Origin of the sequence: Paenibacillus sp. FSL M7-0656 (assembly GCF_038003225.1) — a bacterium.
GTDB classification, from domain to species: Bacteria; Bacillota; Bacilli; order Paenibacillales; family Paenibacillaceae; genus Paenibacillus; species Paenibacillus amylolyticus.
In genome coordinates this window covers 6,521,809-6,537,719 of sequence record NZ_JBBOOT010000001.1, presented here as the reverse complement: position 1 = coordinate 6,537,719, position 15,911 = coordinate 6,521,809, and the positions used below count along the sequence as shown (strand labels likewise).

Below are 15,911 nucleotides of genomic sequence, written 5' to 3'. Positions count from 1 at the left end.
CCAATCCGGCAGCTTCCACCTACGGCAGGACTATAGCTTCTTCTTCAGCTTGCGAGAAATGGCATCCAATTGCTTTTGAGAAAGTTTGTTGTACTGGAAGTCGGTCGGTGTCATTTCCTTAACCTCCTTACGGGAGCAGTGTTGGACAATTTGTTCAAGATGTTCTCCAAACCGCTTAGCGAGCCGCTGAATCGTTTCCTGATGATATTGATACTTGTTGTAGTTTATTTCCATACTGAATTGACCGTTGGAAACCATGGCATTCAATTCCAGCTTATATCCCTTCTGAACCTGCGGCCCGACCTCGGGTCCAGTCGAAATGTCGGACACTTGGAACACCGCCATCCGCGCTGCCTCCTGGTCAAACTGCCCAAGGTAATTGAAGACAAGCTCCGGTTTGAGCAGGTAATCCAGTGAAAGTTCGGAGGTCGAGTCATGGAAGGTCAAATATTTCATAATTTCATAGCCCAACCCTTTACCCGGTACTCTTCGCAACTCATCCTTGGTACTCTTGATCAATTCGGCAAGATCGTCCGTCCCTTTCTCTCCGAGCACGAACGGGAACAGGGATGTGAACCATCCTACCGTCCTCGACACATTCACCCCTTTTATTACATCCTCCCGGCCATGCCCTTCCAGTTGGATCAGTATATTACCGGAACCTGCCCACTCTTTCAGCGTGCGGCTCAGAGCCGCAAGAAGAAGGTCTTGTATCTCCGTACTGTAGGCATGGTGAGCGTCTGTTAACAGGCTACGGGTAACATTGGTGTCCAATGTCAGCTTCTGAACCGCGTGATCCCCTGCCTGATTCGAAGAAATCGAATGGTCGACGGGAAGCTCGGTGACAGAAGTCCGCTCGACGGCACTCCAGTATCCTGTTTCTTTTAATAGTGACGAGCTTACGGAATACTTCCTCAGCTTCTCCGACCATGCTTGGAAGGAATCCGTTTTGTCCGGGAGCTTCACCTCCGATTGTTCAAGCAATTGCTTGTAGGCAGTGGAGAAGTCCTCCAGAATGAACCGCCAGGACACCCCGTCAACGACCAGATGATGAATGATGAATAACAGATAATCTCCGGTATTTGTATGATAGATCGCCAGTCGGATAAGCGGTCCCTGCTCGATATTCAATTCCGTCTGCAGTTTGGCAGATTCCCGCTCGATTTCGGCCACAGTGTTTGCAGTTCCTTTGAGATCGATCACATTCAGCTTGTAATACTCCTGTTCTTCCAACCCTTGATTGAACTGAACGATCCTGTCATCCTCCATGCCAAACCTCATCCGCAGTGCGTCGTGGTGCTCCACCAGACGATCGAACGCCTCGGCGACCAACCCCGGAACAAAGCCTTCCGGCCTGTGCACCATGACTGAATGATTGTAATGATGGACATGCTCCCATTTCTGTTCGAACAGCCGATATTGAATCGGAGTCAAGCCTACCTCTCCAGTCACCGGCTCCTGACTGGTTTTGACAGTCAGCGTCTGTACGTATTTGCTCACTTCCCGGATTGTCGGATGTTTGAACAGATCCCTCATTTCCATCCGCAGACTGTAAGCTGTTAATCGTGAAGATACCTGCAGTGCCTTGATGGAATCGCCGCCGCATTCAAAGAAGTTATGATCCGTTCCTATACCTTGTACGCCCAACGTTTCCTCCCATACACGCAGCATCACTTCCTCAATTTCGTTTATTGGAGTCGAGTCTTCTCCGCAAAGCTTGACTTCCATGACCGGATCGGGAAGCGCTTTGAAGTTCACCTTGCCGTTCTCATTGAGCGGTATGTGGTCAAGGAAAACATAAGCAGAAGGCAGCATATATGCCGGAAGTCTGGCCCCTAAATAGTTTCTCATATCCTGCGCGGTCAACACTTGCGTAGTAACCAGATAGGTACAAACGTATTTGCTGCCGTTGTCGTCCTCCTTCACGGTGACTACGGCCTCTTGCACATCCGGATGAGCCGCAAGCTGAAACTCGATTTCAGCAAGCTCTACCCGGTAACCACGGATTTTGGTTTGATGGTCGACTCTGCCGATGAACTCAATGCTGCCATTCGGCAATCGCTTAGCCCGGTCTCCCGTCTTATACAGACGCTGTTCAGAATGGAGGGGATGGGAGATGAACTTTTGGTTCGTAAGTTCTGGCTGTCCCAAATATCCGCGTCCAACCCCCCGCCCGGCGATCACCAACTCACCTGGTATTCCATCCGGCAAAAAGTTTCCGTAATTATCCATAATTTGTGCTTCTGTATGAAAGATTGGCTGCCCAATTACCGGCTGACTGCTGAATTCCTCGAATGAATCCTGGTCGAATGGATGGGCAATACATCCGATCGTGGCTTCCGTAGGTCCGTAGTGGTTTACGAATCTGGTGTACGGATACCGTTCAAAATATCGCTTAACGTCCTGGATCCTCATTTTCTCGCCACCAAGAACGATCAGTTCCAGCGAGTTCAACAGCCCTTCCGTATCAAACCGTTCATGATTCGCCAAAATGTGAAACAGAGACGGCGTCACTTTAATAAATGTAATGCCGTTCAGTGACATGTAGTCCAGTACGAAAGCCGGGTCCACATAATCGTGTCGGTCGAGCAGATGCAGCTCGCAACCGCCCGCTAACGCCGGATACAGCGCGGTATAGCACAAATCAAAACCGGGCGAGGAAAGGAGCATTGTTTTGTCTGTGCCGTCGATTCGTTGACTCGTCACAAACCAGTGCACATAATTCACCAAATTGCGCTGCTCGATCATAACGCCTTTGGGTGTCCCGGTTGTCCCGGAGGTATAGATCAAGTAGGCCAAGTCGTCTTCTTTCACCGGAATATTCAAATTCTTCTCCAGACCATCTGTCGCTTTGAGATGATCTAGAAGGAATAATTGCCCCCCAGTGTCAGCTGCAAGCAGATCGGCAGCATAGGTCAACAGGAACTGGGCGCCGCAATCCGCCAACATATACTTGATTCGTTCCTGAGGGAACTCGGGATCAATCGGCAAATACGTGCCTCCCGCTTTGAAAACAGCAAGCAGGGCAGCTATCGTTTCAGGCCGGTTCTCCATCCTAATCCCGGCAATACGGTTGCCTTCTCCGAAACCGTTCTCCAGCAGCATTTTTGCCAACCGATTGGCTTTTCCATTTAGTTCGGAAAAGCTCCATCGATCCTCTCCGCAGACAAGCGCCGTCTGATTCGGCATCCGTTTTGCGGTCGACTCGAACCATTCAATCATTGTGCCAAATGCCGGTTTCTTCGCAGCTTCGGTATCTTGGAGCAGCTGCCTATGCGAACCGTCTGTCTTCTCCTCACCCGACAGCAGGGAGAGCTTGGCAAGCTCCAGCTCCGGCCTGTTCGCACACGTGTGAAGCACATGGACCAATAACTGAGCAAACCGTTCCAGTGTATCAGCAGTAAACAAAGCAGTGCTGTAGACGAATTCCAAAAGAATATTATCCCCGGTCCGTTTGACCAGCAGAGAGATATCAAACTTGGATGAGTTCTGCTGTAGCGCATAAGGCTTGACTGCCAAACCTTTCACTTGAAAATCGTCTTCGTCTGCATTCTGCATCGTCAGCATCACGTCAAACAATGGGCTTCGGCTCAAGTCTCTCGGAATCGACAATGCCTCTACCAAGCTCTCAAACGGAAACTGCTGATGTTCATAAGCGTTCAGGCATATGTCTTTGACTTCCATCAAATACTCACGGAAGCTCTTCCGGCCCTCTGGGCTGGTTCGAATCGCCAGTGTATTGATGAATACGCCCATCACCTTGCGCAGATCAACATGATCTCTTCCGGCTGACGCCGTCCCTACAATAATGTCCTCTTGCCCCGCGTATTTGGATAGGAGGATGCTGTACCCGGCAAGTAAAATCATATAGAGGGTTGTCCCCGTTTCGAGCGCTAACTGCTGCAATTGAGCTGTCAGCTCCGAACCGACAGAAGTTTCAAGTTTTGCCCCCTCATTACTTTGGTATTGCGGACGAGGAAAGTCAGTCGGCATACTCAATACTGGAGGCTCTACGGCAAATTGCTTGAGCCAGTATTGCTTATCATCTTCAAACGATCCCTCATGCAGCTGCTCGTTATACCAGGCGGCATAATCTTTATATTGAATTCGAAGCTCCGGCAGTTCACCGCCGCTGTACAGCGTATTGAATTCCTCTATGAACACTTCAATGGAAGAACCGTCCGAAATGATATGGTGCATGTCAATCAGCAGGACATAACAGTTTGCATCCCTTTTTGCCAGACATGCCCTAAATAAAGGAGCTTTGCTTAGATCGAAAGGCATGATGAATCTCTTGGAAAGCGAGACTAAATCGGCATCGTCCATGCATTCGACAAGCTCAATGGCAAATTCAACCTCAGGATGAATGATCTGCACTGGCTCCCCGTCGACCGTCCGGAAGGAGGTGCGGAACGCCTCATGTCTTTGTATCATGGTACGGAAACTGGTTTCAAGCTTTCCAATATCCAGATCTCCCTCGACCTCAAAGGCTGCCGTCATGTTATATGCCGTGCTGGCTCCATTTAATTGTTCAAGGATAAACAGACGTCTTTGCGCCGCTGACAATGCGTAATGGCTACGAGTTTCCGCGACGGGAATTTCATCAAACGTACGATGGCTGCCATGCTGAATCAACCTCGCTAATCCTCGTACCGTAGGATGATGGAAAAATTCCCCCACAGATATTCCCACACCCCATTCTTTGTTCATTCTGGCAATCATGATCGTCGCTTTCAGGGAGTGGCCACCCCGTTCAAAGAAATTATCATGAATGCCGACTTGCTCAAGGTCCAGTTCTTCTTCCCAAATCAGAACCAGCCGATCTTCGATTGCATTTTCCGGAGGCGTATAAGACTCCAAAGTAAGTGCACTCACTTCCAGCTCAGGCATTGCTGTTTTGTCGATTTTTCCGTTTAGCGTCAACGGCATCTGCTCCAGCGGTATAAAGTAGGAAGGCACCATATATTCAGGTAGTGACTTGAGCAGGCTTTCCCGAATCGAGCCCAGTTCGCTCCCCGCTTGCGGAACGTAATAAGCGCAGAGGTAGGAATTTCCTTGGTTGTCCTGTTTGGCCACCACAACGGATTCCTTTACCGGAAGCTGACGAATCATCGCTGCCTCAATTTCTTCGAGCTCAATCCGGTACCCACGGATTTTAACCTGAAAGTCCATTCTGCCTATATATTCAAGGCATCCATCTTCTCGCCATTTAGCCAAATCTCCGGTCCGGTACATTCTTTGGCCCCGGACTTGCGGATTGTCGACAAATTTCTGATTCGTCAAATCGTCGCGCTGCCAGTAGCCTTCGGCCAATCCATCTCCTCCGATGCACAGCTCCCCGGGCAGCCCGATCGGAACCAGCATATCGTTGGCATCCAGTAAATAAATCTGTGTATTGCTAATCGGTGTGCCGATATCCACTATTTCCTTTTTCGTCAAGTTACTGATACAGGACCATACCGTCGTTTCTGTCGGACCGTACATATTAAATATGTTTAAACTGGAACCCTCCTGAAGTCGGTGTAAAAAATAAATCGGGAGGGGTTCTCCGCCGAGCATAATGTCGGTCACGCTGCTTAGAAATGTCATGTCCGGGTCACCGCCCAGGAGCATTTTCAAACGGGACGGCGTCATTTGCAGCATTTGCACATGATGTTTCGTGATCAAACGGTTGAGCGCTAAGGGATCCCGCTGGTCCGACTCTCCTGCGATGACGACAGTGAGCCCTTTGGTTAAAGGCACCCACGTTTCGAGAACAAAAATATCGAAAGAAACCGTCGTCAGGCACAGTATGCTTTTGCCGGGGGAGAATGCGATCTCCTTGGTCGTAGCTTCGATAAAGTTATGGACTGCCCGGTGCGATATCATGACTCCCTTGGGATTTCCCGTAGAGCCCGAGGTATATATAACGTACGCATTGTGATCGGCTGTATGAACTGGTAAGGAAGACATATCTTCCGGTGTTATCCCCTGATACAAGCTTTCATCGTGCATGTTGATCGTTGCGATACTGTATTCCACCTGGACGTCCAGCCCTTGATCGGTCAGCAAAATTTGTGCACCGCTGTCGGCCAGCATATACTCAATCCGCTGCACCGGATATTCCGGATCAATCGGCAGGTAAGCGGCTCCCGCTTTCAATACGCCAAGCAAAGCCACGATCATATGAATCGATCGGGTAACCATTACCCCGGCAATCGTTCCGGGCAGCACCCCTTTTTGCCGAAGCGCAGCCGCGAGCTGGTCCGATTGGGCATCCAGTTCACTATAGGTATAAGACTTATCCTCCCAAATTACCGCAACCTCATCAGGAGCACGTTCTGCCTGCCGCCGGATCAACTCATCGATTGTCAACTGCTTGGCATAAAGAAGCTCGGCTGCATTAAATTCAAACAGCAGTTGTTGACGCTCCTCCGCGGATAAAATATCAATCTCCGATAGAGTCAATGCGGATTGATCCGCCGCAGCATTTAGAATATTTACATAATGCACGAGCATCCGCTCTGCCTTTTCATGCTTGAACAATTTTTTACTATAGTCCAGGTTTAAGGTTACCGATTCCTCATTCCAGTCCTCAGCACTAAGCGTCAGATCATAGGGCGACACACCAGGATTTTTCTCTTCCGGCTTAAATGTCACTCCCGCTCCAGACACACCCTCTAATTCCATATTTTGAAAAATAAACATGACATCGAACAACGGATTGCGGCTGGGGTCTCTTCGGATATTGAGCTTTTCCACCAGCATTTCAAAGGGATAACTTTGATTTTCGAATGCTCCGATGCTGCTGTGCCGAACTTCCTCCAAATACTCGGCAAATGTCTTGTCTTTGGCCGGATAACTACGGATCGCAACAGTATTGATAAACACACCAATCAGCGGCTCGATGTCGGGATGAATACGCCCCGAAACCGGAGTACCAACAACAAGGTCATCCTGGCAGGAATATTTATGCAAAAGTACTTTATAAGCCGTAAGCATAACCATATACAACGTGGTGCCCGTATCCGCGGCCAATCGGCGAAGTCTTTTCGTCAATCCTTCGTCCAAGCAGGAGGTTAGTCGTTCCCCCTCCACGCTCAGTTGTCCAGGCCGCGGATAGTCCATTGGCATATTCAGAGTGGGCAGCTCTCCTACAAATTCATTAAGCCAGTAAGCTTCCTGCTCTCTCATACGTTGTTCGTTAACCGTTTGATTCTGCCAGACAGCGAAGTCCGTGTATTGTACTCTAAGCTCCGGCAGTGCATCTCCTTGATACAATCCCACTAGCTCTTTCATAAATACGGCCATGGAATAACCATCTGAAATCAAATGATGCATATCTACTAACAGCAGAGATTCAGCATCGGACAGTTTGACAAGCTCTGCCCTGAAAAGTGGCGCTTGGGTCAGATCAAACGGCTTTACGAAATTTCGGAACCGGTCATCTGTTGTTTCCTCAGAAGAAAGTTCCGAGTACGGAACGTCCAGCACAACCGCATCACCAATTCTCTGCACAATTTCCTGGCCCCGAATTTCAAAAGACGTTCGAAACACCCGATGTCTGTCCACAATTTGTTGAAGAGCAGTAATTAACCGGTCCGGATCCAGTTCACCCGCAAGATGGATCTGACCCGGGATATTGTGGATAAGACTGTTCGCCTCAAGTTGCTCCAATATATAAATCCGCTTCTGGGACGCGGATATTCCATAGTACTCCTGCTGAGGCTGTACCGGAATCAGATCGTATGATTCCTCCGCATGTCCGTTCAACAACCCGGATAACTGGCGAACCGTCGGCTGCTGGAACCACTGGCCAATTGGAATTTGAATACCGAACTCCCGGTATATTCGCGACAGCATGACTGTCGCTTTCAAAGAGTTGCCGCCAATGTTAAAAAAATGATCGTTAGCACCAACATGCTCGGTCCCCAAAAGTTCGTTCCAGATTTCAGCAATGCTGGACTCCATCTCATTTAACGGCTCCTGTTCCTGCGAGAACATATCCAGACCGGATAGTGCATTTTCGTCGATGGATCCGTCATCCAATCGCTGGAACGACTCCAGTACCGCCACATCAGCAGGTATTGCATACTCGGCCAGGCGTTCGGCCATCTCCACTCGGACACGCGAAACTTCGATCGGCATCTGAGATGCAATATACGCCGCAAGTCTCGTGGATGCGTGATGACATTTTATTATCCGAACAACCACTTGAGCCTGTTTCAAGCTTTCCAGCTTCGTCAGCTCGGCTTCCAACTGTGTCAAGTTGATGCGGTATCCGCGAATTTCCGCCCAGCGATCAGTATCCCCACACATGATCATCGCCCCGGAAGGAACAATCATCGCGAGCTGTCCCGAAGGTATCATTGCATCGTTCTCTAAATTCAAGGTATGCAGTTCGCCGATGGAACCGATCGGAGTCGGTTTCCGCTGCGAATCAAGAATATACTTTCCCTTATGTTTATTCTGGAACTGCGATAGCGCATGCGTATGCTCTTCAGTACTCAGCGACATTTGCGATACACTCATGGAGGAATCTTGTGTCATGGAAAGTAATAGATGCCGGTAACCTTCCGCCCAAATCTTCATAACTTCCGGTTCGAATAAATCGGTGCTGAAATCGAAATCCAACCTCAGCTCTTGATTGATTTCCGTTACATTAAGAAACAAATCATAATGCAAATGGCGAACAGGGTACGGAAGAAGCTCAGTTTCTAATCCACTAAAGTTCAGTTGACGAACAGGACGGTCCATATTGAACATCATATTCAAGTTCGGTATATGCACATCGGGCATGTGTTCCATCAGGCTTGCGAGCGAATAACTTTGATGCCGGTCCACCCGCTGCATGACTTCCTTTACGGCACCTAAGTAGTCAGCGATCGATTCACTGTCATTCAGCTCCGTATATATAGGAAGCAAATTCACACAATTTCCGATCAGGTGGGTTTCCCCCATGTGGGATTGTCCTGCCGTTGGAATGCTGACGATAATTTGTCTTTGACAGGTGAGCCGATATAAAAACAAACTGTAAGCAGCCAGCATGGTAATAAAAATACTGTTCTTACTACGAATGCTGAGCGCCCTTAACCTCTTCGTCTCATCCCGGTCCAGCACCAGAGTATACCTGCCACCATTGAACATCTTTTTTCTAATGTATCCGTGAATCGAAGGCAGCTGTAAGGTTGGAACTGGCTGGCTGCATTGGGCCGACCAGAACGTCGCAGCCTCGTCGGCATCGGGTTGATGAAGTTTTTGTTCCTGCCATTGCAAATATTCGCGAAATTGGACCGGCTGCGGCAGCTGCGGTATTCGTTTTTCGCAGACCGCCGAATAAGCCTCTTCCAGCTCGCCTGCAAATATAGCGATCGACCAACCGTCAATGACGATATGATGGAAGGCAAATGCCAAAATGTATTCCTCATCGTCCATTTGCAACACGGTAATCCGAAACAACGGCTGCCCGGTTTGCAGATCGATTGCTTCGGAAGCGTCCGCCGCCAGCCAGCGATCCAGATTATCCTTACTACTATCAGCCAGATCACCGCGCATATCCTGCACCCTCAACGGTGCTTGCGCCTCGGGCAGAATCTCTTGGTATTCACCGCTGGCATCAATGACCGTGCGCAGTGCCTCGTGCCTGCGGATCAGTAAGTTGACCGCCTGCCGTAACGCATCAATATTCAAAGACCCCTTCATTCGAAGCAGTACGGATTCATTCAAAGAAGCCGAAGCGGGTCCGCCTGCAACGGAGGAAATCCAAAGCTGTTTTTGCTCATTGGACAGCTTGACACGCTTTCCTCCTCCGCCGTCATCGTCCGGAGGTGGGTCTCCCGGCAAAAATCCGCCACGCTGTAAATCGCTCACGGTCTCTTTTACGATGTGAATGATCGTACCAATATCTTCATCGGAATGGGCCGTGGACATGAAGCAATTCCGTCCTTCCCACACATAAAGTCCTCTGTGGTTCAAATGATAGAAGAACAGCTCGATGTCTCCGAAGGAAACGAAGCGGAATAAAGATCCGAAATTCACCATATAAATCGGAACTTTCCGCTCTTTGAAGAAGGCGTTCAATGATTGCACGAGATAATCCGTTTTACTATTCAACTCGTCGTACAATGCGGGACCTTGAGACTCCAAATAGTCGATCGTTTTTAGAGCCACGCGCATCGTGAGCGGGTGAGTGCAGAACGTGCCTCCGACAAAGGTTTTACGATCGGCCTTTGACGGATAGGAGATATCTCCAAAATTCCACTTCCCGCCGTCGATCGGATCCATGAAATCTCCTTTCCCGGCCACGACCCCGATGGGCAGACCTCCCCCGACCACCTTTCCATACACCACCAGATCGGCATTTACACCAAACCAGGCTTGAGCACCTGCCAGGCCGATTCGGAACCCGGTGATGACTTCGTCAAAAATAAGCGCCGTCCCCGATTCGGAAGTGATCTCCCGGAGCTGCTGCAAAAATTGGCGCGGCTGCAGGTCCGGCCGGCGACTCTGCACGGGCTCGACGAGCACTGCTGCCAACTCATGTCCATACTTGCGGATGAGTTCCAACGATTCAGGCTTATTGTAGTTCAGCATGATAACGTCGCGAACAAAATTTGCCTGGATGCCAGGTGCCATCGGGTACGCGGCAGCATCGGAATCCGGATGGGATACCCCCAACACTCCGTCGAATGTACCGTGATAGGAGCCGGAAAAAATGACGACCTTCGAGCGTCCCGTCGCGGCTCTCACCGTACGCAGTGCAACCATGACAGCTTCTGTTCCGGAATTGTAGAAAGCCACGCGTTCCATGCCCGTAATCCGGCTAATTCTTTCCGCTACATCGCCGGCCAGATCAGACATCGGGCCTAACGGAGGCAGAGTAGAAGAAGACTGCTCTTTCATCTCTGAAACGAGAAATTCCGGATTATGCCCGAGCAGATTTACGCCGAAGCCCATTGTCAAATCAATATATTCGTTGCCGTCCACGTCCCACATCCTTGAACCCGAAGAACGCTCGGCCACGATCGGATAAATTGCTTCTTTCCAATAGGAACGGAATCCCGGTACATTACGGTTGTTTGCATGGACATACCGCGTCCGCTGCGCATATGTTTTGGACCCTTCTGTACGTCTTGTATATTCCGCAAAAAACTTATTCAGATGTTCTTTCTGCTGCTCTGTAAAATCTCCGTCCTCTCCAATCACCATCGGCTGATAGGGAATAAATGGCTTAGGCTCCTGCCCACCGCTGCCGGTTGGCGCAACCCGAACGGCAGGATCGGCCTGAAACACTTCGGTCGATTCGGGAGCAACGCTGGAATCAGGAGAGGATACAAAGTTGGACAGATTGGCTGTGCTCTGGCCGTCTGGTCTCACCTTTTCTTTCTCTCCCCGCTTGTATCCACCCGGCAAAACGTCAAAATTCCGCACGTCTCCCTCAGTTCCGCTCATCTTTGCCCCGCTGCCGCTTAAAAGCTCCAACTGCGTGCCGAGAATATCATTCACATTTTGCTGCTGAAGGGTCATCAGCTCTATCTGCTGGGTAAAAATCCGCTCCAATGCCGAGCCTCCCGCAACCGGCGGAGATATCCAATCCTTCATCTCCACGGAAACAGTCGCTGCAGCCTGAAGTCGCTGATCTTCTGCTTCTTGAAGCACCGCTTGCTTCTGGGACTCTTCCTCCTGGTTCGGGACTTCCTTAGGTGCCGAAGCCACAGCCGGTTTCAAATTGGCATTTTCGATAATATATCGGGTTAATGTGTGGACATTGGTGATCGAGTCGAAAAACCTTTCAATCGCGATATCCAGCAGGTAAATATGTTCAATTTCCTTGCGAATCCGGACAAGCATGATAGAGTCCAGTCCCATTTCAAGGAAGTGGGCGGAGCTGTCTATCTCAGTCACATCCAATCCTGAGGCATCACCGATCATTTTCTTCACTATTTTCTCTACATCAGCCGACAAATGGGAAGTTTCAGCGGTTGGCGTCATTAAATCCTTTTGCTTAGAATTCGTATGTCCTTCCTCCTTTCGATGATCGCTTCGTTCAATTTCAATCCAGCAGCGCTTACGTTCAAAAGGATACAGCGGCAAGGGAACCTTTCTCGCGGAATAGAGCTTGTCCCATTCGATCCGCGCGCCCTGAACGTACAGCTCGCATAACCGTTCAAGCTGCCACCCCCGGCTCTCTAGCGCCGTGGAAGCGAGGTTCAAAATCATCCCGGTTGCTTCTTCATTGATACGGTATAATTCTTCTTCAGTGATTTCTCCCCGCCCGGGTTCCCGGTTTGACTCGGAAACGATCCGATGTACACCTCGAAATATTCCCTGCTGTCCTTTGTTCTCAGCAAGATCTGTCAGTTTACGGGCTAATTCTTCGCGTGAGTGGCAGACGAATGCGATACGGTACTCAAGATGAGCCCTCCCTGTGCTTGCCGTGTAGCAAATATCGGATAAGGCCTGGTACGGATATAAGTCCAAATGGTCTACATGACTGCGAAGCAGCTCTTGAAGAGCGCCTTCGCTTTTGGCAGATAGGGTGAACAAATGGGATCGTCCATCCTCTTGTTCCGCTACTTCCGCTCTTGGATCAACGAATTCCTCCATAACCACATGGCAGTTCGTTCCGCTGAATCCGAAGGAACTGACTCCGCAGCGAAGCAGTTGCTCCGTTGCATCAAATGCAGCGGGCTCGGAATTAATATAAAAAGGGGAATGCTCTAAATTTATATTTTTGTTTGGCTCTCTGAAATGGAGCAGTGGCGGATTTTGCCGGTGCTTAAGCATCAGAACCGATTTAATCAGACCAGCGATCCCAGACGCTTCAAAAGTGTGTCCAATATTGGCCTTCACGGAGCCTAGTGCACAAAACTGCTTCTTATCTGTATATCCGGCAAATGCTTTTTCTAATGCTGAAAACTCGACTGGGTCGCCCAGCTTCGTCCCCGTTCCGTGAGCTTCGATAAACGTAAGGGTTGCTGGATCCACGCCCGCATCCTCCCAGGCCGCACGGATCACTTCACTCTGGGAAGCAGGGTTAGGCGCCGTAATTCCCACCGTCGTTCCATCCTGATTCACCGCGCTGCCCTTAATGACAGCATATACTTGGTCTCCGTCACGGAGCGCCTGAGCCAGAGGCTTCAACAACACGGATGCCACCCCTTCGCTCACGCCCGTTCCGTCCGAATCTGAATCGAAGGCGCGGGTATAACCGTCCTTGGATTCCATATCCAGACCTAAAGACAAGGGAAGTATGGAAGTTCTGACCCCCCCAGCCAACGCCATCTCGCATTCGCCAGAGCGAATCGCCTGACACGCCATATGAACAGCGACCAAGGAAGAAGAACAAGCCGTGTCTACGGTTACCGCCGGACCCTTAAAATCAAGAAAATACGCGATGCGGCTGGCCAAAACGGAGGGCAAGTTTCCGACGATATAATTTGATATCTGGTCCGGCTGTGCTTTGGAAATCAGACGTTCGTAATCATATCCCACTTTTGAATAACCGGCGTATACCCCCACCTTCCGGCCGCGCAGCTTATCTCCGGCATATCCTGCGTCCTCTATTGTTTTCCAAGCTTGCTGAGTAAATAACCTTTGATTCGGGTCCATTAACTTGGCTTCATTAGGGGTGATTTTGAAAAACGTATAATCGAATTTATCAATTTCCTTTAAATATCCTCCGGCACTAAACTCGGGTTCCTGGACATCCAGCCCCATCACGGATAAATAATCTTTGGCATCTTCCCGCCGATTACCCTGCAATTCTCCGATATGATGGCGGCCTTCCATCAAATTTCCCCAGTACTCCTGAACCGTTGCCGCACCCGGCAAATGAAGTGACATCCCGATAATCGCGATATCATGATCCTGTTTCGATGAATCAATTCCATTTTGCTCCGGTTGATGGGATAAATTTGGTTCAGACTTCAGGAATTTGGCCAAGTCATGAATCGTCGGATAAGCGAACAAATCTGCAACTGCTAGTTTGACCGAAAACCTTTTCTCGATCCGGTCAGCCATTTGCGCCATATGGAGGGAGTTTACTCCCATCTCGAAGTAACTGTCCCGAACACCGATCTCGTCTTTCCCGAGGACTTCGCGACAGATACGCTGGATATCACGCTCAATTTCCATTTGCGAACTCCTCGGATCGAGATACTCTTGCTGCTCGTCCGCCATTTCCTTTTTTTCTGCTGAGAACATACTCTTCAATTCCTGTAAAACCTCAGTAAACTCGCCATTCTGATACTGTTGGGCAAGTACATACCGCTGTATCTTTCCGCTGGTCGTTTTCGGCATTCGTTTGGTCGGAACCACATCCGCAATTTCCCAGCCTCCCCGCTCGTTCAAAAGCCGCTTTAGCTTTAGCGCGATCGGATAAAACTTCTCTATTTTTCTTTTGGAAACGACAAATATAACAATTTCTTCCTTTTTATTTTCTGTATTGTAAATCCCACATACGGCTATTCGGCCGAGCTCCACACCGTCTATTTCCTCAGCAATTCGCTCCAGATCATGAGGGTATACGTTTTGCCCGTTCACAAAAATAATATCCTTCGCCCGTCCGGTGACGACTAACTGACCGTTGCGGAGGAATCCCAAATCCCCGGTTCTAACCCAGCCGTCCGGTGTTAATAGCTCACCAGTTGCTTCCGGGTTATTGTAGTACCCTTTGGTGACGTTATCCCCCCTGATATGTATATGGCCTATCTTACCGTTCATTGACTCTGTTCCGTCCTCATTACAGATCCTCAACTGGCAGTAGTCGATCGAGTAACCGACTTCTACAAAGGACAACGCATAGGGTAATTCTTGATCAACTTCAATAACCTGTTCCCCAATATTAAGATGACGGCGGTCGACAAATACGGTCACAAATTCATCTTCGATCGGAGGCAAAGCAACGCCTACAGAAGCTTCGGCAAGTCCATAAACAGTACACATAGCAGTCCGTTTTAGACCATAAGGGGCGAAGGTGTCCAGAAATTCATTACACAGCTCGGTTGAAATCGGCTCTGCTCCGTTATAAATCAGGCGGATATTTGATAAATCCCAATTCTCAGCTTTTTCCGGTTTGAAAAACTGCAGTAAGTATTTATAGCCGAAATTCGGAGAGGAGATGACAGTAACCTGATGCTCGCTTGCTTTTTTGATCCATAGTGCGGGTTGTCTTATAAATAAGGATGTTGGAATAATATATTGATCCGAGTTGGCTGTCAGAGGTGTCAAGTGGTTGCATATCATTCCCATATCATGAGTCAGAGGCATCCACTGCAAATAGGAGTCTTCAGAGGTGGTTTTAGTTCTGTTTATAATACCGTTAACGTTATAGATCAGATTGCGATGGGTCAGTATAACCCCTTTGGGATCTCCCGTCGAACCTGATGAAAATTGAATAAAGGCAATATCTTCGGGATGTGGACTATAGATTTGGGGAGAGAATGCCCGTGAGAATACTGAATTGTCGTCAAAAAGTGATACCTTGCCGCGAAGCTTGTCGAATAATTCTGTCTGTTCGCTTTTCACCGCAAATTCTTCCAAATTTTTCAATATTTTTGAGTTTGCAAGCAAATAAGGGCGATTCAGTATATTCCAAATACGAAATACTTTGCTCTTATGTTCGTCATTGTTCCCAGTGCTTACCGGGACAGGAATCATACCGCCAAGGATGCAGCCCCAAAAAGCGATAATAAAATGGCGATTGTCGTCTATTTGAAACACAACCTCCTGCCCTGTCTCCACTCCCCGCTTTTGAAGGTAGCCTAAAAATCCGCAGGCTTCTTCATAGAGCTCCTTATATGTAAGCTGCTTCTCTTGATCGTCCCCTTCAATAAAAATGATTCCCCGATCCGCTGTGTTCCCTCTTTCTTTCAATACGTCAACCAGGCTTGTAAATTGCTTTGTGTACACATTCTTCCCCCCAAAAAAAT

The 15,911-nt window shown here is 49.0% G+C and carries 1 protein-coding gene; it reads right to left on the bottom strand.

Features of this window, described 5'->3' with window-relative positions:
• Nucleotides 1–30: 30 nt before the first annotated feature.
• Entirely contained in the window at nt 31–15,891 is a 15,861-nt protein-coding gene (locus MHI01_RS28580) for an amino acid adenylation domain-containing protein (protein WP_340984656.1), read from the bottom strand.
• Between the last annotated feature and the right edge of the window lie 20 nt (nt 15,892–15,911).